19 protein-coding genes and 1 rRNA gene are annotated in these 21,117 nt (G+C 68.1%); 3 read left to right on the top strand and 17 right to left on the bottom strand.

Going from position 1 to position 21,117, the window contains the following annotated elements; genetic code table 11:
* From C560_RS0111805 to C560_RS0111790, 4 genes are all read right to left on the bottom strand, one after another.
* A 16S ribosomal RNA gene (locus C560_RS0111805) occupies positions 1–189 on the bottom strand; the annotation flags it as partial.
* A 533-nt stretch (positions 190–722) separates the two neighbouring features.
* Entirely contained in the window at positions 723–2,036 is a 1,314-nt protein-coding gene (gene tyrS, locus C560_RS0111800; protein WP_026538365.1) for a tyrosine--tRNA ligase, read from the bottom strand.
* Positions 2,037–2,096: 60 nt separating this feature from the next.
* Positions 2,097–4,325, bottom strand: a complete 2,229-nt coding sequence (locus C560_RS0111795) for a HelD family protein (RefSeq protein ID WP_026538364.1) — start codon at positions 4,323–4,325, stop codon at positions 2,097–2,099.
* A 147-nt stretch (positions 4,326–4,472) separates the two neighbouring features.
* Positions 4,473–4,994 carry an adenine phosphoribosyltransferase gene (locus C560_RS0111790; protein WP_026538363.1) on the bottom strand — a complete coding sequence of 174 codons (522 nt, stop codon included), beginning with the start codon at positions 4,992–4,994 and terminating at the stop codon, positions 4,473–4,475.
* Between the two features lie 187 nt (positions 4,995–5,181).
* On the opposite strand from C560_RS0111790, the gene C560_RS21670 reads away from it, so the two are divergent.
* Positions 5,182–5,808, top strand: coding sequence for a GNAT family N-acetyltransferase (locus C560_RS21670; protein ID WP_051533125.1), 627 nt, complete (start codon positions 5,182–5,184; stop codon positions 5,806–5,808).
* Here the strand turns inward: C560_RS21670 and C560_RS0111780 are convergent.
* A complete protein-coding gene (locus C560_RS0111780) occupies positions 5,805–6,443 on the bottom strand; it encodes a hypothetical protein (RefSeq protein ID WP_026538362.1) in 639 nt (212 codons plus the stop codon). The genes C560_RS21670 and C560_RS0111780 overlap by 4 nt on opposite strands.
* Positions 6,444–6,515: 72 nt before the next feature.
* Complete coding sequence (locus C560_RS0111775; RefSeq protein ID WP_026538361.1) at positions 6,516–7,241, bottom strand: DNA-3-methyladenine glycosylase; 726 nt, start codon at positions 7,239–7,241, stop codon at positions 6,516–6,518.
* Positions 7,242–7,331: 90 nt separating this feature from the next.
* Between C560_RS0111775 and C560_RS0111770 the strand changes: the two genes are divergently transcribed.
* Both C560_RS0111770 and C560_RS0111765 read left to right on the top strand, forming a co-directional pair.
* Positions 7,332–8,867, top strand: coding sequence for an AlkA N-terminal domain-containing protein (locus C560_RS0111770; protein WP_026538360.1), 1,536 nt, complete (start codon positions 7,332–7,334; stop codon positions 8,865–8,867).
* Positions 8,864–9,382: a methylated-DNA--[protein]-cysteine S-methyltransferase gene (locus C560_RS0111765; protein ID WP_026538359.1), complete on the top strand. Its 519-nt coding sequence runs from the start codon at positions 8,864–8,866 to the stop codon at positions 9,380–9,382. Before C560_RS0111770 ends, C560_RS0111765 begins: the two co-directional genes overlap by 4 nt.
* 33 nt (positions 9,383–9,415) lie before the next feature.
* Here C560_RS0111765 and C560_RS0111760 read toward each other — a convergent pair whose 3' ends face one another.
* The 11 genes from C560_RS0111760 to argC all read right to left on the bottom strand — a co-directional run bounded on the left by C560_RS0111760 (position 9,416) and on the right by argC (position 20,982).
* Positions 9,416–10,153, bottom strand: coding sequence for a maleylpyruvate isomerase family mycothiol-dependent enzyme (locus C560_RS0111760; protein WP_026538358.1), 738 nt, complete (start codon positions 10,151–10,153; stop codon positions 9,416–9,418).
* Positions 10,154–10,210: 57 nt separating this feature from the next.
* Positions 10,211–10,732: a pyridoxine/pyridoxamine 5'-phosphate oxidase gene (locus C560_RS0111755; protein WP_026538357.1), complete on the bottom strand. Its 522-nt coding sequence runs from the start codon at positions 10,730–10,732 to the stop codon at positions 10,211–10,213.
* 84 nt (positions 10,733–10,816) lie between these two features.
* Positions 10,817–11,743: a hypothetical protein gene (locus C560_RS0111750; protein WP_155855773.1), complete on the bottom strand. Its 927-nt coding sequence runs from the start codon at positions 11,741–11,743 to the stop codon at positions 10,817–10,819.
* A gap of 347 nt (positions 11,744–12,090) precedes the next feature.
* Positions 12,091–13,536: an argininosuccinate lyase gene (argH, locus tag C560_RS0111745; RefSeq protein ID WP_026538355.1), complete on the bottom strand. Its 1,446-nt coding sequence runs from the start codon at positions 13,534–13,536 to the stop codon at positions 12,091–12,093.
* A 5-nt stretch (positions 13,537–13,541) separates the two neighbouring features.
* Entirely contained in the window at positions 13,542–14,747 is a 1,206-nt protein-coding gene (locus tag C560_RS0111740; RefSeq protein ID WP_026538354.1) for an argininosuccinate synthase, read from the bottom strand.
* Between the two features lie 110 nt (positions 14,748–14,857).
* Positions 14,858–15,388 (bottom strand): arginine repressor, encoded by a 531-nt coding sequence (locus C560_RS0111735; RefSeq protein WP_026538353.1) that lies wholly within the window; start codon positions 15,386–15,388, stop codon positions 14,858–14,860.
* Positions 15,388–16,407 (bottom strand): ornithine carbamoyltransferase, encoded by a 1,020-nt coding sequence (gene argF / locus C560_RS0111730; RefSeq protein ID WP_197026146.1) that lies wholly within the window; start codon positions 16,405–16,407, stop codon positions 15,388–15,390. The genes C560_RS0111735 and argF overlap by 1 nt, the downstream gene beginning before the upstream one ends.
* The gene (locus C560_RS0111725) at positions 16,404–17,645 is read right to left on the bottom strand and encodes an acetylornithine transaminase (protein WP_051533129.1); all 1,242 of its coding nucleotides are present in this window, start codon (positions 17,643–17,645) and stop codon (positions 16,404–16,406) included. The genes argF and C560_RS0111725 overlap by 4 nt, the downstream gene beginning before the upstream one ends.
* 164 nt (positions 17,646–17,809) lie before the next feature.
* The gene (gene argB / locus C560_RS0111720) at positions 17,810–18,742 is read right to left on the bottom strand and encodes an acetylglutamate kinase (protein WP_026538350.1); all 933 of its coding nucleotides are present in this window, start codon (positions 18,740–18,742) and stop codon (positions 17,810–17,812) included.
* 45 nt (positions 18,743–18,787) lie between these two features.
* Positions 18,788–19,954: a bifunctional glutamate N-acetyltransferase/amino-acid acetyltransferase ArgJ gene (argJ, locus tag C560_RS0111715; RefSeq protein WP_026538349.1), complete on the bottom strand. Its 1,167-nt coding sequence runs from the start codon at positions 19,952–19,954 to the stop codon at positions 18,788–18,790.
* The gene (gene argC, locus C560_RS0111710; protein ID WP_026266601.1) at positions 19,951–20,982 is read right to left on the bottom strand and encodes an N-acetyl-gamma-glutamyl-phosphate reductase; all 1,032 of its coding nucleotides are present in this window, start codon (positions 20,980–20,982) and stop codon (positions 19,951–19,953) included. The genes argJ and argC overlap by 4 nt, the downstream gene beginning before the upstream one ends.
* Between the last annotated feature and the right edge of the window lie 135 nt (positions 20,983–21,117).

Genomic DNA, 21,117 nt, shown 5'->3' with positions numbered 1-21,117 from the left:
CGATGAGGAGTCATATCCGGTATTAGACCCAGTTTCCCAGGCTTATCCCAGAGTTAAGGGCAGGTTACTCACGTGTTACTCACCCGTTCGCCACTAATCCCCGGTGCAAGCACCGGATCATCGTTCGACTTGCATGTGTTAAGCACGCCGCCAGCGTTCATCCTGAGCCAGGATCAAACTCTCCGTTGAAGAAAAACAGACACAACATGCGCCCCCGGGAAAACGGGATGCACACGCTGCACAAAATTTGAAACCAGCTAAAAACACCAGACCACACCACGGGGTGGCGGGGTCCGGCAAATTCAACCAATTCAATACAATAAATTGGTATCAACAAACTTGGCACACTATTGAGTTCTCAAACAACAGACACATTCGAATACTTGCCGAAACAATTCATTTCCATGAATTCTTTATTTCGTTTTTCTTCGCTGCGATGTTTACAGCTTATTTCATTCATTTCCACTTTGCAAATTCGCGATTTTCATCGGAATTTCACTTCGTGGAGCGAATCCGCCCAGCAGAATTGAAGCAATTTTCATTATGTGCGCCTAGCGCATGAAGAATTGCTTCTCTTTTGTGGGGGTTTGTCACCGCTCAACGGCGGCGACTCAGAAAACAATACACGCTCCTCCCCGGCCGTGCAAATCGGCCGGGAAGGAGCGTGCAGGTGCGTTTTCGGTACTGGTCAGTAGCCGATACCGCTCAGGATCCGGTACTGGTCAGGACGCGGCGATTTCCACCGTTGCCAGGTTCTTCTTGCCCCGGCGCAGAAGCAGGTAGCGCCCGTGCAGCAACTCGCTGGCCGCGATGACGGCGTCGGGATCGGATACCTTCGCATTGTTGACGTAGGCGCCGCCCTCCCCCACGGTGCGGCGTGCGGCGGATTTGCTCTCAGACAGACCGGAGGCGACCAGCAGCTCGATGATCCCCAGGGCGCCGGCGTCGACGGTGGCCGAGGGCAGCTCGGAGGTCGCCGCCTTCAATGTCGCTTCGTCCAGTACGGAAAGATCGCCGTTGCCGAACACCGCGGCGGAAGCCGCAATGACCTTCTCCGTGGCGTCCACGCCATGGACGAGCGAGGTCACCTCGTAGGCCAGCTTCCGCTGGCCCTCGCGGGCGAAGGGCCGTTCGGCAATCGCGAGCTCCAGTTCCTCAATCTCGGCGCGGCTCAGGAAGGTAAACACCTTGAGTCGGTCCGCGACGTCGGCGTCCGCCGTGTTAAGCCAGAACTGGTAAAACGCGTACGGGCTGCACATGGCCGGATCCAGCCAGATCGCGTTGCCCTCGCTCTTGCCGAACTTGGTGCCATCAGAGTTGGTGATGAGCGGCGTTCCTAGGGCGTGGACATGCTTGCCCTCGACCTTGCGGATGAGCTCGGTGCCACTGGTGAGGTTACCCCACTGATCCGAGCCGCCGGTCTGCAGCATGCAGCCGTAGTCGCGGAACAACTGCAGGTAGTCCATGCCCTGCAGGATCTGGTAGCTGAACTCCGTGTAGCTGATGCCTTCATCGGAGCTGAGGCGGGAGGCAACGGCGTCCTTGCGGAGCATGGTGCCGACACGGTAGTGCTTGCCGATCTCACGCAGGAAGTCGATGGCGCTCAGGGGCGCCGTCCAATCCAGGTTGTTGACCATCCGGGCTGCGTTGTCGCCCTCGAAGCTCAGGAAGCGGCGGACCTGGGCCTGAAGGTAGCCCACCCACTCGGACACAGTGTCCTTGGTGTTGAGGGTGCGTTCCGCCGTCGGACGCGGATCGCCGATCAAGCCCGTGGAGCCACCCACCAGTCCGAGCGGCTTGTGGCCGGCCAGCTGGATCCGGCGCATGAGCAGCAGCTGGACCAGGTTGCCCAGGTGCAGGCTCGGCGCGGTCGGATCGAAGCCGCAGTAATACGTCACGGGGTCCCCGGCGAGGAGCTTTTCGAGCTCCGCCTCATCCGTGGAGACGTGGACAAGGCCGCGCCATTTCAACTCCTGCCAGATATTGGCAAAGCTGGGATCGTTCTGCTGGGCATCGAGAATATTTAGCTGGGACACGGAATCTAAGTTAGCAGGATCAACCGGGCCGCAGCGCAGGTGACGCCCGCCGGCCCGGGCCTACTCCTCGATGCCTGCCGGGACCCCGGCGGCGGCGATGAGCCGCAGGCGCTGGGTGGGCCGGGTCATGGCCACGTACAGGTCGCCCACCCGGCCGTGCTCGTGGTTGAGCATGTCCGTCGGTTCCAGGACCACGACGCCGTCGAACTCCAGTCCCTTTGCCTCGCGGGGACTGATCACCACGATGTCCTGCGCATAACTCCCCGCGCCTGTGCCGACACGGTGGCCGTACACGGCCTGCAGTGCCGCGCCGGCCTCGGGGAGAAGGTCGCCGTCGGCGATGACCGCCAGCAGGCCGCCCTCGATGGCCTCCAGTTCCTCCGGAAGCACCTCAACCAGCTTCTTGACGATCTCGCCCTCGCCGACCTTGTCGATGACCGGCGACCAGCGCCCTTCCCGCACGGCCTTGGGCGCCGAAACCACCAGTCCGGCCGCGGTCGCCATGCGGGCGGCGGCCTCGGCGATCTGGGACGGGGTGCGGTAGTTGACGGTCAGCTCCTCGAGCTGCCAGCGGTCGCCGAACATGGGGCCCAGCGCGCTGTGCCAGGAGTTGGCGCCGGCAACGGAACTGGTCTGGGCGATGTCGCCCACGATCGTAAAGGACTTCAGCGGGCAGCGGCGGACCAGCAGCCGCCACTGCATGGGTGAGAGCTCCTGCGCTTCGTCCACCACAATGTGCCCGAAGGCCCAGGAACGGTCCGTGGTGGCACGCTCTGCAGCGGTCAGCCGCGTCTCGCGCTCCTGGTTCTGGTCCACCAGGTCTTCGGCCGTGACAAGGACGTCCACGCCGGCGGTTTCCATGTTGACCAGGGTCTGCTTGGCGTTGGCCAGGTCGCGGGCACGGTCCTGTTCCTGCTGCGCGAGGCCGCGCCCGGCGGCGGCATCAAGCTCGCCCAGCAGTTCGGCAGCCTCGTCCAGCAGCGGCACGTCGGACTCGGTCCAGGGCGAATCGGCCGGGCGGAGCAGCAACGCGCGTTCCTCCGGGCTGAGATGCGGGGTGCATGCCTCGAGGATGGCCGGCTTGCTGAGCAGCTCCCCCACGAGCTTCTCCGGGGTCATCGGCATCCAGCACAGGTTCAGGGCGATCCGGACATCCCGGGCCGAGCGGACGTCCTCGGCCAGGTAGGAGCGGTCGGCGTTGTTGCCGATGTTGCCTGCCTCCACCAGCTCCGTCATCTGCTCGGTCAATTCGCGGAGCAGGATCTTGACGAAGGAGACGCGGGCCTCGTTGTGCGGTTTGCCGGTGGCGCGCGCCCTTTCCTTGGCGCGGCGGACCTGCCTGGGCGTGAGGACCAGCTTGCGGCCGTCCACCTCCAGGGTCCGGTTTCCGGCCGGAATGCGCTGCCGGTTGGCCACGGCGTTGGCGACCACCTCGGCCATGTCGAGCCGGCCCTTGATGGCGGCGACGGCGGAGTCCGGCTCTGCGACGGCGGTGATACCGGGCATGAGCCGGCCCAGGCTCGCCATGACGACGCCGGTCTCGCCGAGCGAGGGCAGCACGCGTTCGATGTACTTCATGAAGGACGACGTCGGTCCCACCAGCAGGACGCCGGCGCTCTTAAGCCGGTCCCGGTGCGTGTAGAGCAGGTACGCGGCGCGGTGCAGGGCGACGGCGGTCTTGCCCGTGCCCGGCCCGCCCTGGACCACGAGGGCGCCGGAGATTGAGGAACGGATGATCCGGTCCTGCTCGGACTGGATGGTGCCGACGATGTCTGACATCCGGCCCGTCCGCTTGGAGTTCAGGGCAGCCAGCAGGGCGCCCTCGCCCTGGAGCGAATCGTTGTCGGCGAGCATGTCGGCGTCGAGCACGTCGTCCTCGATTGCCTTGACCTCGCGGCCCTGCAGGATCAGGTGACGGCGGCGGCGGACGCCCTGCCGGTCGAACGCCGTGGCCTGGTAGAAATGGCCGGCCTCGGGCGCACGCCAGTCCACCATGAGCCGCTGCAGGTCCTCGGTGGTCAGACCGATGCGGCCGATGTATTGGGCCTCCCCGGAATCCAGGTCCAGGCGGCCGAACACGAGCCGGTCATCGACGGCGTCGAGCTGGGCGAGGCGGTCCTCGTAGAGGGCGGCGAAGGCATCGCGTTCGGAAACGTTCTGCATGGTGCCCACGGCACCGGCCCGGCGCACCTGGGCCAGCTGGGCGCGCTTCTCCGCCCGCAACTCATCGAGCCGGGCGTAAAGTCCGGCCACATAGTCGCGTTCATGGGCCAAATCAGCGTCGTGCATCGAACGTTCCCCTATCGAAAAAGACGGACCCACCATTCTACAGCCATTTCGGCGGGCACGGCTGTTGCATGTCGCCAAACAATGCCAAGGCAGTCTTCGTCAGGGAATTCTACCGACACGTCCCGGATGGTCCAGCCCGGCAGGCCGCTAGATGCGCAGCAGGGACCGGACGTTGTGGCCGGTCAGGGCTGTGCGGCCGCCAAGTTCGTCGAGTTCCATGACCACGCCGATGCCGGCCACGTGGATCCCGCACCGCTCGAACAGCCGCGCCGCGGCGCCGAGCGTACCGCCCGTGGCCAGCACGTCGTCGAGGATCAGCACCCGGCTGTCCGGCGCCAGGTCCGTGGTGTGCAGCTCAAGGGTGGCGGTGCCGTACTCCAGGGCGTAGTCCTCGGAGAACACCTCGCGCGGCAGTTTGCCGGCCTTGCGGACCGTGATGACTCCGGTCCCGGTGGCGTAGGCGGCGGCCGCCGCGAGCAGGAAGCCGCGGGCTTCCACTCCGGCGACGGCGTCGAACTGGCCCTGGAATGGTCCCACCAGGGCATCGACCACGGCCCCGAAGGCGGCGCCGTCGGCGAACACCGGGGTCAGGTCCTTGAAGCTGACTCCTGGTTTGGGATAGTCCGGGATGGTGGCGCACAGGCTCTTGATCAGCTCATCCACCGGCATTGCAGTCGTCGTCTGGTTCGGCTCGCTTTGATTCACCCATCCACCTTACTGGCTGGTAGCAGGAAGGCTGCCGGGCCGCGGCCTCCCGCGCCGGCGACTCCGCGGCAACCCACCGGCCATCCAATGTTCACGCTGTCGGTGCCGGATTCGCCGCTCCCGTCCATCGCGCCGATGATTGAATGCTCGAATGCGACACGAAATCGTCCTCTCCGGCCATGGGGTTCGCCTGGTTCCGCTGGCCCCGCACCATGCTGCGGGCCTCTTTGATTTTGTGGACGCCGGCATGTGGGCCGGCATGGCGGCGCCCATGCCTGGGACGGCCCGCGAACTTGCAGTGCTGTTCCAGTCACGGCTGCAGGATCCTGCCACCATCCCCTTCGCCGTGACGGACGGGCGCACCGGAGCCCTGCTGGGCACGACGTCCCTCCGCGACTACGTTCCGGCCCAGCAACGCCTGGAAATCGGCGGAACATTCTACGGTCGGCAATTCTGGGGCAGCCACGTCAATCCGGCGAGCAAGCACATGCTCCTCGCCTACGCCTATGAGGTACTGGAAGTGGACCGGGTGGCTTTCCGCTGCGATGCCCGCAACACCCGGAGCGCGACGGCGATCGAACGGCTTGGCGCCCAATTCGAGGGGGTCCTCCGCGGCCACCGCGCGGCGCCCGGCGGGGGACGAGCGGACACCGCGGTCTTCTCGATCCTCGCGCAGGAGTGGCCGCACGTGCGCGAAGGCCTGCGGCGCCGCCTCGCCCCCTTCGCCGTCGGCGCCGACTACGGGCTGGGCAGCTTCGCCGCTACCTGGAACCCCTAGTCCCGCGCCGTTGGAGGCACAGTTTCCGGAGGCACAGCTTCCGGAGGGACAGCTTCCGGAGGCACGGAGTCCGGTTCCGGCGGGCGCAGGAGTTCGTTCGCGAGCCCGTAGGAGACGACGCCCAGCGCTTTCCGGAGCGCGCGCTCGGCCTCGAACCGCCCGGCCGCCACGCTGCTCAGCCGGTCGTAGTCCCCGGCCCATCCGGACCGGCGGAACCTGTCTGCGTCGCCGTGAAGGAGCCGTCCGTAGAGGACGTCCTCGAACAAGTCATGGTCAGCCGAGGCGATTTCGGCCATCAGCGCCTCGCGGTCCCGGATCATCCCGTTGGTGAACATCCCGGCCGCTTCCGCTGCGCCCTGGGCTATCCGGGAGTCCGCCGAGTAGTTGCACAGGCGCAGGGCCCGCACCACGAGTTTGAGCGAAACGTGTTCTTCGGGAACGATAAATTTGCGCAGCAGGGCAGCGCGGAAGAGCTCGACCCAGTGCCGGCGCTCTGCCTCGACGGAGTCCGCCGCGACCGGCCCGCCGTCAGGGGTGAACAGTTCCACCATGCGGAAGTATTCGGTGGCCAGCTCCGCGAAGATCTGGAGCCGCTCCAGCTCACTGCCCGGTTTGCCGCGCTTCCCCTCGCCCATAATGCTCCATCATCCCCCACCGCACATGCCGGCATCAGGGAGCCGGCACGGTGTGTACCGAGTGCCGCCACGCTACGCGCCGCGGACGCTTGGCGCCTTTGCCGGCTTTGGCGGCTTAGGCGCTTTTGCCGGCTTTGCCGCCTTTGCCGCCTTGTAGCGGGAGACGGTCGGGTCGCCGCTGAGCCAGAACCGCCAGGGGTACTCGTGGCTGCCGCCGGCGCCGGAGACGCCGACGCGCGGACCGGAGCTGATGACCGCAGCGACCCCCTCCGGCGGGTGCGCGGCCGGTTCCAGCCGGAACGGCGGCGCGAGGGCATCCCGCCCGCTGTCCGCCGTCGTCAACCCCAGCGCGGTGGCCAGCCGCGCAGGCCCGCTCGCGAGGTCGCTGTCCGATTTCGACGTCGGCCGCCTGGCCCTCGCCAGCTCATGTCCCGCGACCACTTCGCCGGCCCGCAGCAGGAGCGCCGACGCCACGCCCTCGGGGCCGCACACGATATTGGCGCAATGGTGCATCCCATACGTGAAATACACGTAGAGGTGGCCGGCCGGGCCGAACATCGGGGCGTTGCGGGCCGTTTGGCCGCGGAAGGTGTGGGACCCGGGGTCAGGGTGGTGCGAATCATGCGGGCCCAGGTAGGCCTCCACCTCGGTAATCCGAACCGAGACGGATCCGCCGGGCCCGTCGTGCGTCAACACGGCGCCGAGGATCAGCGGTGCCACGTGCCGGGCATCGGCCGAGAGCAGCTCGCGGACGGACCCGGCCGCGCCGGACTCGGCAGGCAGCGGGCTGGAAGTCATGCTCAGACTTTAACAAACACCGCCGAAGGAGCGTACGGCCGTGTCCGAATTCCGCTAGCAGCTGTTCCGCGAAGCTGGCAGGATGGGGTGATGGACTTCTGGCAGCGCTACCGGGCAATCGATGCCCGGGACACCCGATTCGACGGGCAGTTCTACACCGCTGTCCGGACCACCGGCATCTATTGCCGGCCGTCGTGCCCGGCGCGGACGCCCAAGGCGGACAACGTCACGTTCTATGAAACGTCCGCCGCGGCGCACGATGCCGGCTACCGTGCGTGCAAACGCTGCCTGCCCGAGGCTGTGCCCGGCACGCCGGCCTGGAACGTGCGCTCCGATGTCGCCGGCCGGGCCATGCGGCTCATCAACGACGGCGTGATCAACCGCGACGGCGTCGAGGGGCTGGCGGCCCGGCTCGGCTACTCCTCGCGCCAGCTGAACCGGATCCTCAGCCACGAGCTCGGCGCTGGCCCGCTGTCCCTGGCGCGGGCGAGCCGCGCCCAGACCGCCCGCACCCTGCTGGTCTCGACCGGCATGAGAGTCTCGGACATCGCCTTCGCCGCAGGATTCAGCAGCGTGCGCCAGTTCAACGAGACCATCGGCGAGGTCTTTGCGATGACGCCTTCCGCGCTCCGGGCCACAGCCAGGCATCACCGCTCCCCCGCGGCGACCACAGCGCTCACGCTCAACCTTCCGTACCGCGAACCGTTCGACCCGGGCGTCTTCGATTTCCTGGCAGTCCGCGCCATCCCCGGGATCGAGGAAGGAACGTCCACTTCCTACGCCCGGACCCTGCGGCTGCCCCACGGCGATGCCCGCTTCCGGGTGGAATACGACGCCGGCGCGGCCGGGCGTCCGCTCGTGCTGACCATTGGCGCCGTCGACCTCCGGGATCTGGCCGCCCTGCTGAGCAGGGTCCGCCGGTTGCTGGACCTGGACGCCGATCCCGTCGCCATCGATGCCGCCCTCGCGGCCGACCCCCGGCTGGCCGCTGCGGTGGCGCGCACGCCCGGCATGCGGATGCCCGGCGCCGTTGATCCGCAGGAACTGCTGATCCGGGCGATGATCGGCCAGCAGATCACCGTGGCCGCCGCGCGGACCGCCCTGGTCCAGCTTTCCGCGGCCGGGAGCGCGAGCCTGGTGCCCGACGACGGCCTCCACCGACTGTTCCCGACGGCCGCCGAGATTGCCGGGACCGGCCTCGAACTGCTCCGCGGCCCTCAGCGGCGGATCGATGCTGTCCGGCGCGCCGCGGCGGCGATGGCCTCGGGCGACCTCGACTTCGGCTATGGCGATGACGTGCGGGGGCTCGAGGCCAAACTCCTGCCCCTGGCCGGCGTCGGACCATGGACCGTGGGATACGTCGCGATGCGGGTCATCGGCGCGCCGGATGTGTTCCTGGCCAACGACGCCGCGGTCCGCAACGGCATCCGCTCACTGGCCCAATCTCCCGACGGCGCAACCCTGACCTCCGATTTCCGTGAGGTCAGCCCCTGGCGCTCCTACGCCACCATGCACCTGTGGCGCGCAGCAGCGGCTGCCCAGGCCGCGGCGCGCAAGCCGTCCCTGCCGCCGAGGCAGGCTCCAACTAAGGACAACAAACAGACTCCGAAGAAAGCGAAACCATGAAAGCCCAGTTGTTGATCATGTCCACCCCGGACGGTCCGTTCACCATCATTGCCCGCGACGGCGCTGTCCTGTCATCGGGCTGGACCGCCGTTCCCGGCGAGCTGACGGGCCAGATCCACGCTGACCTGCTGCCGGCCGACTTCGAGACCGTCACCGGGCTCGGCGACATCTCCGAGGCCGTGGAGGCGTTCTACGCCGGCGATCCGGAGCCTGCCATGGGAGTGCCGGTGCTGCAGAAGTCCGGTCCGTTCCGCAGCCATGCCTGGGATGTGCTGCGCACGGTCGCGCCGGGGCGCCCAGTGACCTACACGGAGTATGCGGAGCTGTCCGGCAACGCCAAGGCCGTGCGGGCGGCGGCCAGTGCCTGCGCCTTCAACGCGGCGGCCCTGTTTGTTCCCTGCCACCGCGTGATCCGCACCGACGGGACGCTGGGCGGCTTCCGCTGGGGGCTGGCCGTCAAGGGCAGCCTGCTGGACCGGGAACGCGAAGTAGCCCTCGCGACGGCACGGCCCTAGGCCATAGTCCCAGGCCTGCCGGGCCCCGCGGGCTCAGTTGTTGACGGGCACACCGGCGGGCCAGGGCAGTAGCTCCGGCAGGTCGACGCCGTCGGCCGCTGCGGTCGCGCGCAGGCTGCCGAGGGTGGGCGTGCGGCCGGCGAGCCACGCGGCGATGTCCGTGAGCATGCCATTGATCACGGTTGATTTTCCGCCGCTCCCGGTGGCCACCGCGGGCAGGCCGAGTGGCTGCAGCACGAAGCGCTGGCCCTCGGGTACCCGGGCGGAGAGGAACTCGAAAAGATGCCCGCAGAAGGGGCGGCTCCAGGTTTCCGGTCCGTGGCCGGTGCCGAGGTCGGCGGCATGGATGACGAGTTCACGCCACAGTGCCAGGCCGCCGTCGAACACGACTCCCCCGCGGTAGGTGATGGGCTCCCGCCAGCCGGCCGCGTCGAGGGAGTCGAAGGCGCGCAGGGCCCGGTCCAACGCTGCGTCGAGGTCGGCCCGGTGCTCCGCGAGGGTGTGGCCGGCCGCCATCTCGATGGCGCGGTTCCGCCCCTCGAAGCCGCCGTCGTAGAGTTCCACGGCCTCGCCGCGGGCGGCGTATTCGAGCTGGCGGCCCATCGCGTTGGCGATCCCGCAGATGTGGGCGAGCACGTGCCCGCGGCTCCAGCCGGGCAGTTCCGACGGCGCTTTGATGTCCTGTTCCGTCAGTTTCGCGGCGATTCCGGCCACGACGCCGGCGGCGCGGTGCAGTTCTGCCCGAAGGTTCTCTGGTGTGATTGAGGTCATGGCGCCCATCCTAAACCGAGCCACCCGATTAAGTTGGATTAACTGAGCGTTGCCCGGTCAGCGGGGCGCGTAGCGGTGCCGGATGTGCCGGCGGTCGTGCCGGGCCTGCCAGAATTCGATTTCGCGGGGCCGGATGGCGTAGAGCTGCCAGAGCGGATTGTCACCGCCGTCGGCGCCGGGCCGGGCGCGCCAGTCGGCGGCCGAGGCTTCCGCGGACAGCTCCACGACGTCCCCGGCCACCCGCACCTGGCGGCCCTGCTGCTGCCAGAAGAAGTTCAGCGCCGCACGCGGGTTGGCCGTGAGCTCCTTGCCCTTGCGGGATTCCCGGGAGGTCGCGAAGTGCCAGCCGTCGGCGTCGATGTCCTTCAGGATCAGCATCCGCGACGACGGCCGGCCGTGCTCATCGGCGGTGGCCAGGCTGCACGCGTTGGGCTGCGGCACCCCGGCCGCCAGGGCCTCGTCCAGCCAGAGCCGGAACAGCTCCGCGGGGTCCGCGGGCGCCGAGTCCGGGTCGAAGTCCGGGAGAACTTCCGGGAAGTCGGGCAGGGCGCGCAGCAGTTGGCGGAACGATTCGCTCATGCGAAGACACTATCCGGAGATCCTTCAGCACCAGACGCCCAAGCGTGGTTTCACGGGGTGCCCGGCTGATCACAGCGGGTAGCACTAAGGGAAGGTCTCACGATTGAGCTCCATGCCCAGGGCCTGGGTAAATAGCATGCCACTGAGACATTCCCGGCCGGACTCGACGAGTTGCGCGTCGGGGTGATCGCGTCCGAACCACGCGTCAAAGTCCGGGTGGACGGTGAGAACTCTGTCCACCCCTGCGGGCGAGAGGATCCAATCGGGCGGAAACAAGCTCCGGTCGTGCAGCGGTCCCAGGACCTGCACCCCGTAAGCGTCGGGTACGTAACGATCAAGAACCGGATGTGCTTGACGCATCCACCCGTGCGGTCCCTCGAATTCGGGCCAATTGGTGTCAAGCAGCGGTCCGAAAGTTCCGCTCATCCAGTTGCCCCCTTTGACCAACCCATACTGGAGTTCATCAGCCAGATGCACCAGGACCTGGGTCATGTCCCGAACGGATTTCTCCCTTGTGAGCGAGATGTCCCGTTGCTGATACATCACGTAGCCTTCCAGCGAGAAGTCGACCTTACGAACCTTCTGAAGCCCGTCGAAGCTAATGATGCTCGCTTCTCCTCGCGCCCTGTAGGCCGCCGAGAAGAGCCCCCGCCGCTCCTCCGGAAGGCATTTGAAGCGGTGCATGCCCATGCCAAAATAGTCCGTCCCTCCTTCCACCGTGCACCACTTCAGGGCATGTCCGAGGATCTTGTCGAGGGCATCCTGTTCGATGCGCCATTGAAGGTCTCCTACGCGCCGTTCGCGTCCGGCCGGTGCCGGTCTAAGCCATCGGCTTCCGACAGGGCTAAACGCTGCTGTCCAGCATGCATAGTCCTGGAGGCCGCCGGGGCCAAGCCGCGCGGTCCCGCAGGATCGCAGGTGACCTCGGATGCCCGACGTGGCTAGGCTGTCAGCAATAGCCTGAAGAATGGCCGGCACCCGTTTGTGGTCCCATAACTCGTCGAGAATCACGACAGGGCCTTGGGCCGTCCTCGCAACGGGCGGCGGTGAGACCGGGTCCGGAAGTAGGGCTGAGGCGGCAGCATAGGCGGCGCTCAAGGATGCGAACGCCTCTTCCGGAGGACCTGAAGTTTCAAGTCGAAGTATGAGTGAGCCGACGATGCTGTCTCTTAACGACCGGAGCACACCCCGCTCATCCACCGCCACGGCCTCGGCCTCGGCCCCGGAATTACCGTTCATGTGTGTCTCCCCTTGACAGTGTCTGTCCCCCGCCTGTCCGCCCACCTTAACGAAGAAAGTCCCGGCAGGCCCGACCACGTGTGGTCGGGCCTGCCGGGACCTGGGATCCGCGCCCTGCGCTACCCCGCGTACTCGCGCACGCCGGCGAGCTCGCCCTCGAGGGCCACCAGCTGGCGTTCGACGGCTGCCGGTGCGGTGCCGCCCTGCGAGTTCCGGCTGTTGAGCGAACCTTCAGTGGACAGGACCGTGCGGACCTCCGGCGTAAAGTGCCCCGAGATGGCGGCGTATTCCTCGTCCGTGAGGTCCCAAAGCTCGACGCCGCGGCTTTCGGCCTGCTTGACCGCGGCGCCGGAGAGCTCGTGCGCCTCGCGGAACGGCACGCCCTGGCGGACCAGCCATTCGGCGATATCCGTCGCCAGCGCGAAACCCTGAGGTGCCAGCGCTTCCATCCGTTCGGTGTTGAACTTCAGCGTCGCGATCATGCCGGAGACTGCCGGGAGCAGGACCTCCAGGGTGTCGGCGGCGTCGAAGACCGGTTCCTTGTCCTCCTGCAGGTCGCGGTTGTACGCGAGCGGCAGGCCCTTCAGGGTGGCCAGCAGCCCGGTCAGGTTGCCGATCAGCCGGCCGGCCTTGCCGCGGGCGAGTTCCGCCACGTCCGGGTTCTTCTTCTGCGGCATGATCGAGGAGCCGGTGGAGTAGGAATCGTGCAGGGTGACGAAGGAGAATTCCTTCGTGGCCCACAGGATCACTTCCTCCGAGACCCGGGACAGGTCCACGCCGATCATGGCCGTGATCCAGGCGAACTCGGCGAAGACATCGCGGGAGGCGGTGCCGTCGATCGAGTTGTGCGTCGCGGAGAAGAAGCCCAGGTCCGCGGCGACGGCCTCGGGGTCCAGTCCGAGCGAGGAGCCGGCAAGGGCACCCGAGCCGTAGGGCGAAACCCCGGCGCGCTTGTCCCAGTCGGCGAGCCGCTGCACGTCGCGGAGCAGCGCCCAGGCGTGGGCCAGCAGGTGGTGGCTGAGCAGGACAGGCTGGGCGTGCTGCAGGTGGGTGCGGCCGGGCATGGCCACCCCCTGGTGCGCCTTGGCCTGGTCCACGAGCGCGTCGATCGTGGCGAGCACGCCGCGGGCGATAATCCGGGCGTGGTCGCGCAGGAACATCCGTCCCAGCGTGGCCACCTGGTCGTTGCGGGACCGGCCGGCACGGAGCTTGCCCCCGAGCTGGGTGCCGGCGCGCTCGATCAGGCCGCGCTCCAGCGAACCGTGCACGTCCTCATCGGACTCGGCCGGCAGGTAGGCGCCGGAAGCGACGTCCTCATCCAGCTGCGTCAGGGCGGCCAGCATGCCGTCCAGTTCGGCGTCGTCCAGCAGCCCCGCCTTGTGCAGCACGCGGGCGTGCGCCTTGGACCCGGCGATGTCGTAGCGGGCCAGCCGCCAGTCGAAGTGCGTGGACTTGCTCAGCGCGGCGAGGGCGTCCGCGGGGCCGCCGGCGAACCGGCCGCCCCACAGCGCTCCTGTATTTGTCGCGGAGCGCACCCCGGACCCGGTGGTTTCCGACTCAGCCATGCGGGCTACTTTCCTTCGACGCGGATGTCGCGGCCGGAGGCAACCTTGGCGGACATGCCCCACAGCTCGATGAAGCCGCGGGCCATCGACTGGTCGAAGGTGTCGCCGGTGTCGTACGTGGCGAGGTCGAAGTCGTAGAGCGAGGTCTCGGAGCGGCGTCCGTTGACGATCGCCTGGCCGCCGTGCAGCACCATGCGGATGTCGCCGGAGACGTACTTCTGGGTGTCCTCGATGAAGGCGTCGAGGGAGCGCTTGAGCGGCGAGAACCACTGGCCGTCGTAGACCAGCTCGGCCCAGCGCTGGCCGACGGTCGCCTTGAAGCGGGCCTGCTCGCGCTCGATCGTGATGTCTTCGAGGTGCTTGTGCGCGGTGATGAGCGCCATGGCGCCCGGTGCCTCGTAGATCTCGCGGGACTTGATGCCGACGAGGCGGTCCTCGACGACGTCGATCCGGCCCACGCCCTGGGCGCCGGCGCGGCGGTTGAGTTCCTTGATGGCCTGCAGCGGGGTGACCTTGACGCCGTCGATCGCGACCGGCACGCCGGCTTCGAAGGAGATGGTGACCTCATCCGGGGCCGGCGGGAATTCCGGGGTGGCGGTGTAGTCGTAGATGTCCTTGGTGGGGGCGTTCCAGATGTCCTCGAGGTAGCCGGTTTCGACGGCGCGGCCCCAGACGTTCTGGTCGATCGAGTACGGGTTCTTCTTGGTGGTCTCGATGGGCAGTCCCTTTTCCTCGGCGAAGGCGATGGCCTTGTCGCGGGTCAGGGCGAGGTCGCGGACCGGGGCGATGCACTTCAGGTCCGGGCCGAGGGTCTGGATGCCGACTTCGAAGCGGACCTGGTCGTTGCCCTTGCCGGTGCAGCCGTGGGCGACGGTGGTGGCGCCGAATTCGCGGGCGGCTTTGACCAGGTGCTTGACGATCACCGGGCGGGAGATGGCCGAGACCAGCGGGTAGTGGCCCTGGTAGAGGGCGTTGGCCTTCAGCGTGGGCACGCAGTACTCGTTGGCGAACTCGTCGGACGCGTCGGCGACGTAGGCCTCGACGGCGCCGCAGCCCAGCGCGCGCTGGCGGATGGTCTCCAGCGATTCGCCGCCCTGTCCGACGTCGACCGCCACGGCGATGACCTCGGCGCCGGTGGCTTCACCGATCCAGCCGATGGCTACGGAAGTATCCAGGCCACCGGAGTAGGCCAGAACAATACGCTCAGTCACGGAAATGCTCCTTAGTTGTTTGGTGATGCTTTAAGTCTGGAAAAAGCTCTGTTGCAAGCCTGTCACACACCCCGGGTACACGGTCGTTTGAAAGGCCCAGGGTGTGTGGCTCATTGGCCGGCTTCCTCGGCGAACTGCAGGAAGCGTGCGGCAACGTCCGCGCCGCCCAGGGGGTCCCGGGTGACAAGAAGGACGGTATCGTCCCCAGCGATGGTGCCCAGGATCGAGGGCATCACGGAGTGGTCGATGGCGAGGGCCAGGAAGTTCGCGGCGCCCGGCGGGGTCCGAAGCACCACGAGGTTGGCGGAGGCCTCGGCGGTGACGAGCAGTTCCCCGCACAACCGGGTCAGCCGGGCGTCGAGGATTTCCTGTGTGACGCCGCTCTTGGCCGCCCGTTCGCCGCCCTCCCCCGGGACGGCGTAGACCAGAACGCCGTCCTTGCTGCGGACCCGGACGGCGCCGAGTTCCACGAGGTCGCGTGAAAGCGTGGCCTGGGTGACCTGGACGCCGTCGTCCGCGAGCAGCGCCGCGAGTTCGGCCTGGGATCGGACCGACTCGCCCGTCAGAATCGCCGTGATCCGCGCTTGCCGGGCCGTTTTGGTGGCCGGGCTGGCCCCCGGAGAGGCTGGCTGGACGGACATCAGGCCGGGCCGCCCACCGGTGCCAGCCCATCAACAACGGCCAGGCCGGAGCGGTGCATGAGCCAGGCCATGAGTGCCTTCTGCGCGTGCAGCCGGTTCTCGGCCTCGTCCCAGACCACCGACTGCGGGCCGTCAATGACGTCCGCGGCGATTTCGTAGCCCCGGTAGGCCGGCAGGCAGTGCAGCACGACGGCGTCCGGCGCCGCGAGCTTCATCGCGTCGGCATCCACGGAGTAGGCGCGGAACAGCTTCATCCGCGCTTCCTTCTCCGCCTCCTGGCCCATGGACACCCACGTGTCGGTCGCGACGACGTCGGCGCCCAGGAGGGCTTCGGCGGCGTCGACCGTCACCAGCACCGAGCCGCCGGTCTCCGCGGCGCGGTCCTCGGCGGCGGCGATGATCTCCGGCGACGGCAGGTAGCCCTCCGGGCCCGCGATGCGGACGTTCATGCCCGCCGTGACGCCGGCCAGCAGGTAGGAGTTGGCCATGTTGTTGGCCGAGTCGCCCAGGTACGCCATGGTCAGGCCCTGGAGCGAGCCCTTGTGCTCCTTGACGGTCAGCAGATCGGCCAGGAGCTGGCACGGGTGGTAGTCATCGCACAGGGCGTTGATGACCGGAACGCGGGAGTTCTCTGCCATGGCGACGAGCCCGGCATGCGCGCCGGTGCGCCACACGATGGTGGAGACCATGCGTTCGAGCACCTTGGCGGTGTCCTCGACAGATTCTTTGTGCCCGATCTGCGCCTCGCCGGGGTTGATGATGAGCGCGTTGCCGCCCATGTCCGCGATGCCCGTGGCGAAGGAGACCCTGGTCCGGGTGGAGGTCTTGTCGAAGATGACGGCCACCGTCCGGCGGCCGTTGCCGGCCGCGGCGAAGGGCTGAACGCTGTAGGGGGCGGCCTTCATTCGGACGGCGAGCTCGAGGACCTCGGCCTGTTCGGCCGGGCTGAGGTCCGTGTCCTTGAGGAAGTGGCGGACGGGTCTTGTCGAGAGTTCAGTTGCGGTCACGGCGGCGGTCACTTGGCGTCCTTTGCAGCGTTGGTCTTGGCGGTCTCGAGCAGTGCGGGCAGGGCGGCCAGGAAAAGGTCTGCCTGCTCGGTGGTCAGGATCAGCGGGGGCGCCAGCCGGATGGTTCGCGGGCCCGGGCTGTTGACGATGAACCCGGCGTCGAGGCCGGCGGCGACGACGCCCGGGGCGACGTCGGCGTCGAGGTCGAAGCCGATCAGCAGCCCCTCGCCGCGGACCTCGGTCACGCCGGCGATTCCGGCGAGGCCGGCGCGCAGGTGCTCCCCCAGGTTGCGGACGTGGGCCAGGATGTCCTGGTTTTCCAGGACGTGCAGGGTGGCGAGGGCGGCGGCGGTGGCCACCGGGTTCCCGCCGAATGTCGTCCCGTGCTGGCCGGCGGTCAGCAGCTCGGACGTGTCCGGGCCGAACGTCACGAGCGCGCCGACCGGGAAGCCGCCGCCCAGGCCCTTGGCGAGGGTCACGGCGTCGGGCACGATTCCGGAATCCTCGCTGGCCAGCCACTTGCCGGTGCGGCCGATGCCGGTCTGGACCTCGTCGAGGATCAACAGGGCGCCGGCCGCGGTCGTGGCCTCGCGGGCCGCCTTGAGGTAGCCGGCAGGCAGCGGCCGGACGCCGGCCTCGCCCTGGATCGGTTCGAGGAAGACGGCGGCGGTGGTTTCATCGATGGCGGCGCGGAGGGCTTCGATGTCGCCGAACGGGACATGCGCGACGCCGCCGGGCAGCGGCGCGAACGGCGCCCGGTAGGCCTCCTTGGAGGTCAGCGCGAGGGCGCCCATGGTGCGCCCGTGGAAGGCGCCTTCGAGCGCGATGATCTTGGTGCGGGGCCTCTCTACTGAGCCGTGGCTGGCGCCGCTGTTCCGGCGGGCCAGCTTGAAGGCCGCCTCAACGGCCTCCGTGCCGGAGTTGGCGAAGAACACCTTGGAGCCGGCCGGTGCCTTGGACAGTTCCAGCAGCTTCTCTGCCAGGGCGATCTGGGTGGGGCTGGTGAAGAAGTTCGAGACGTGGCCCAGGGTGGCCAGCTGGCTGGAGATCACCGAGGTCACGAAGGGGTGGGCGTGCCCGAGGGCGTTCACCGCGATGCCGCCGAGCAGGTCCAGGTACTCCTTGCCGTCGGCGTCCCACACGAGGCAGCCGGCGCCGCGGACCAGGACCCGCTGCGGGGTGCCGAAGACGCCGAGCAAGGAGGAGGAGTAGCGGGACAGCCACTGCGCGCCACTACTCTTTCCAGTCATAACGGAAGCTGTGGGGGCCGAGCCGGCGATGGGGGCCCGGGTGTGGTCGGGCACCGCGAAGGGCCCCCGGGCTCCGGGGTCCCTGTCCGAGCTTGCGAGGATGGGGTGAGGCTGGGGACGGGCGGGGGCCCCATCGCCGGTCGGACTCACGCCTACAGTTTCGTTCATGCGTTCACTTCCTCGTCGGGGACGACCTGCGTGCCGATGCCGGCGGTCGTGAAGGTTTCCAGGAGCATCGAGTGCGGCAGGCGGCCGTCCACGATATGGGCGCGCTCGACGCCGTCGTCAATGGCTTTCAGGCACGCCGCCATCTTCGGGATCATGCCGGACTCAAGGCGCGGCAGCATCTCGCGCAGCTCCGACGCCGTCAGCGACGAAATGAGCGATGACCTGTCCGGCCAGTTGGCGTAGAGGCCTTCGACGTCGGTCAAGATGACCAGCTTGGACGCCCCCAGGGCCGACGCGACAGCGGCCGCCGCGGTGTCCGCGTTGACGTTCAGTACCTGCCCGGTAGTGGATCCGTCGTCGTGGATTTCCGGGGCGACGGTGGAGATCACGGGAATCCGGCCGGCCGCGAGGATGTCCACGATCCCTTCCGGGTTCACGCCGACCACCTCGCCGACGAGGCCCAGGTCCACCTCTTCGCCGTCCACCACGGTGCCGGTGCGGACGGCGCGGAGCAGGCCGCCGTCCTCACCTGACATCCCGACGGCGTAGGGGCCGTGGGAGTTAATCAGGCCCACGAGTTCGCGGCCCACCTGGCCGGTGAGGACCATGCGGACCACGTCCATAGCCTCGGGCGTGGTGACGCGCAGCCCGCCCTTGAATTCGGACTCGATCCCGAGCCGGCTGAGCATGGCGTTGATCTGCGGGCCGCCGCCGTGCACCACCACGGGGTGGATACCGACGTGGTGCAGGAACACGACGTCCTCGGCGAAGGCGTGGCGGAGCTCGTCGTTGACCATGGCATTGCCGCCGTACTTGATCACCATGGTGCTGCCGGCAAAGCGCTGGATCCAGGGCAACGCCTCGATCAACGTGGCGGCTTTGTCCCGGGCGTCGGACTGGGATGTGGTCTCGCGGGTCTGGGTGTTCATGCTGTTCGTCCTTCCTGCTGGTCCCCTGTAGTCCCCTTCAGGGGGCTAGCTGGAGTAGGCGCTGTTTTCGTGGACGTATTCGTGGGTGAGGTCGTTCGTGAGGATCGTGGCCTCGGCCGTGCCGGCCCGCAGGTCGATTTCGACGAGGACCTCGCGCGGTTCGAGGTCCACGAGGTTCCGGTCATCGCCGATGCTGCCGTTGCGGCAGATCTGCACGCCGTTCATGGACACGTTCAGCTGGTCCGGCTCAAACGCCGCGTCGGTGGTGCCGACGGCGGACAGCACGCGGCCCCAGTTGGGGTCCTTGCCGAAGATCGCGGTCTTGAACAGGTTGGAGCGGGCGACGGCGCGGCTGACGATTTCGGCGTCCCGCTCGCTCGCGGCGTTGAACGTCCGGATCGCGATGTCGTGGCTGGCGCCCTCGGCGTCGCCGATCAGCTTGCGGGCCAGCTCGGCGCAGACCTGGGTCAGGCCCGTGCCGAAGTCGGCGGCGGAGGGCACGGCGCCGGAGGCCCCGGAGGCCAGCAGCACCACGGTGTCGTTGGTGGACATGCAGCCGTCAGAGTCCGCCCGGTCGAAGGTGACCCGCGTGGCGTTGCGAAGTTCGGCGTCGAGCATGTCCGGCGGGACGTCGGCGTCCGTGGTGAGGACCACGAGCATGGTGGCCAGGCCCGGCGCCAGCATGCCGGCGCCTTTGGCCATGCCGCCGATGGTGAACCGGGTGCCGTCGGCGGCCGTGCCGGTGAAGACGGCCTGCTTGGACACGGAGTCCGTGGTCATGATCGCGGTGGCTGCCGCGGCGCCGCCGTCCGCGGCCAGGGCCGCCGTGGCGGAACCGATCCCGGCCAGTATCTTGTCCATGGGGAGCTGCTCGCCGATCAGTCCGGTGGAGCAGACCACGACGTCGGTGGCGGAGACGCCGAGGGCCTCGGCGGTCTTCTCCGCGGTGGTGTGGGTGTTCTGGAAGCCCTGGGGCCCGGTGCAGGCATTGGCCCCGCCGGAGTTCAGGATGACGGCGTCCACTCGGCCGTCCTTGACCACCTCGCGGGACCAGTGCACTGGGGCCGCGGCGACGCGGTTGGACGTGAAGACCGCCGCGGCGGACTTGGACGGGCCGTCGTTGACCACGAGGGCCAGGTCCGGGTTGCCGGACGCCTTGAGCCCGGCCGTCACGCCGGCGGCGCGGAATCCCTGCGGTGCGGTGATGCTCACGGTGCGACTCCCTGGAGGTTGAGGCCGGCGGTTTCCGCCAGGCCGAGGGCTATGTTCATGGACTGCACGGCCCCGCCGGCGGTTCCCTTGGTCAGGTTGTCGATGGCGCAGCACACGATCACGCGGCCGGTGTGCTCATCGAAGGCAAGCTGCATGGCCGTGTGGTTCGATCCCTGGACCGATTTGGTAGAGGGCCACTGGCCCTCGGGGAGCAGGTGCACGAACGGTTCGTCGTCGTAGGCCTCGGCCCAGGCGGCGCGCAGCCCTTCGACGGTGACACCCGGGCGCACCCTGGCGGTCGCCGTGGTGAGGATGCCGCGGCTCATTGGCGCCAGCGTGGGCGTGAAGGAGACGGTGACCGGTGCCCCCAGTGCTTTGGAGAGTCCCTGTTCGATCTCCGGGGTGTGCCGGTGTCCCCCGCCGACCCCGTACGGGCTCATGGAGCCCATGACTTCGGCGCCGATCAGGTTGACCTTGGCGGCCTTGCCGGCCCCTGAGGTGCCGGAGGCGGAGACGATCACGACGTCGTCACCCTCCAGCAGCTGGCTGCTGAAGCCCGGCGTGAGTGCCAGCAGGGCCGACGTCGGGTAGCAGCCGGGGACGGCGATCCGGGCGGCGCCGCGCAGGGCCTCGCGCTGGCCGGGCAGTTCAGGGAGGCCGTAGGGCCAGGTTCCGGCGTGTGCCGATCCGTAGAACTTCTCCCAGGCCTCCGGGTCCTCAAGGCGATGGTCCGCGCCGGCGTCGATGACCAGGGTCCCGGCGGGCAGCTGCGCCGCGATCTCCGCGGATGCCCCGTGCGGAAGCGCCAGGAAGACGACGTCGTGCCCGGCCAGGTTGTCCACGGTGGTGTCTTCGAGGATCCGGTCAGCGAGGCCATGGAGATGCGGCTGCAATTCCCCTAATCTGGAACCGGCGTTGCTGTGGGCCGTGATGGCGCCGATGGTGACGTCGGGATGACCGGCGAGGAGCCGCAGGACCTCGCCGCCGGCATAACCGCTCGCCCCGGAGACGGCAACAGTAATAGTCATGAGCACGACTATACAGCAAGAGTATGCATAGATGCCGATATTTATGCATCGATGGGCGTGTGTCCAAAGCGCCCGATCGGCGTGCCGGGGAAACCCGGGGGCGTATGCTTGGTAAAGGGTGATCCAGACCGTGCA

The organism is Arthrobacter sp. 9MFCol3.1 (genome assembly GCF_000620385.1).
Classification (GTDB): Bacteria; Actinomycetota; Actinomycetes; order Actinomycetales; family Micrococcaceae; genus Arthrobacter.
This window is presented reverse-complemented; position numbering and strand designations above follow the sequence as displayed.

Excerpts from the sequence above, each read along its gene's own strand:
- C560_RS0111735 (WP_026538353.1), bottom strand. The coding sequence starts at position 15,388 with ATGTCCGTCCAGCCAGCCTCTCCGGGGGCCAGCCCGGCCACCAAAACG.
- C560_RS0111790 (WP_026538363.1), bottom strand. The coding sequence starts at position 4,994 with ATGCCGGTGGATGAGCTGATCAAGAGCCTGTGCGCCACCATCCCGGAC.
- C560_RS0111795 (WP_026538364.1), bottom strand. The coding sequence starts at position 4,325 with ATGCACGACGCTGATTTGGCCCATGAACGCGACTATGTGGCCGGACTT.
- argC (WP_026266601.1), bottom strand. The coding sequence starts at position 20,982 with ATGACTATTACTGTTGCCGTCTCCGGGGCGAGCGGTTATGCCGGCGGC.
- C560_RS0111780 (WP_026538362.1), bottom strand. The coding sequence starts at position 6,443 with ATGGGCGAGGGGAAGCGCGGCAAACCGGGCAGTGAGCTGGAGCGGCTC.
- C560_RS0111770 (WP_026538360.1), top strand. The coding sequence starts at position 7,332 with ATGGACTTCTGGCAGCGCTACCGGGCAATCGATGCCCGGGACACCCGA.
- C560_RS0111755 (WP_026538357.1), bottom strand. The coding sequence starts at position 10,732 with ATGAGCGAATCGTTCCGCCAACTGCTGCGCGCCCTGCCCGACTTCCCG.
- argH (WP_026538355.1), bottom strand. The coding sequence starts at position 13,536 with ATGGCTGAGTCGGAAACCACCGGGTCCGGGGTGCGCTCCGCGACAAAT.
- C560_RS0111765 (WP_026538359.1), top strand. The coding sequence starts at position 8,864 with ATGAAAGCCCAGTTGTTGATCATGTCCACCCCGGACGGTCCGTTCACC.
- C560_RS0111760 (WP_026538358.1), bottom strand. The coding sequence starts at position 10,153 with ATGACCTCAATCACACCAGAGAACCTTCGGGCAGAACTGCACCGCGCC.
- C560_RS0111775 (WP_026538361.1), bottom strand. The coding sequence starts at position 7,241 with ATGACTTCCAGCCCGCTGCCTGCCGAGTCCGGCGCGGCCGGGTCCGTC.
- C560_RS21670 (WP_051533125.1), top strand. The coding sequence starts at position 5,182 with ATGCGACACGAAATCGTCCTCTCCGGCCATGGGGTTCGCCTGGTTCCG.
- argB (WP_026538350.1), bottom strand. The coding sequence starts at position 18,742 with ATGAACACCCAGACCCGCGAGACCACATCCCAGTCCGACGCCCGGGAC.
- C560_RS0111725 (WP_051533129.1), bottom strand. The coding sequence starts at position 17,645 with ATGACTGGAAAGAGTAGTGGCGCGCAGTGGCTGTCCCGCTACTCCTCC.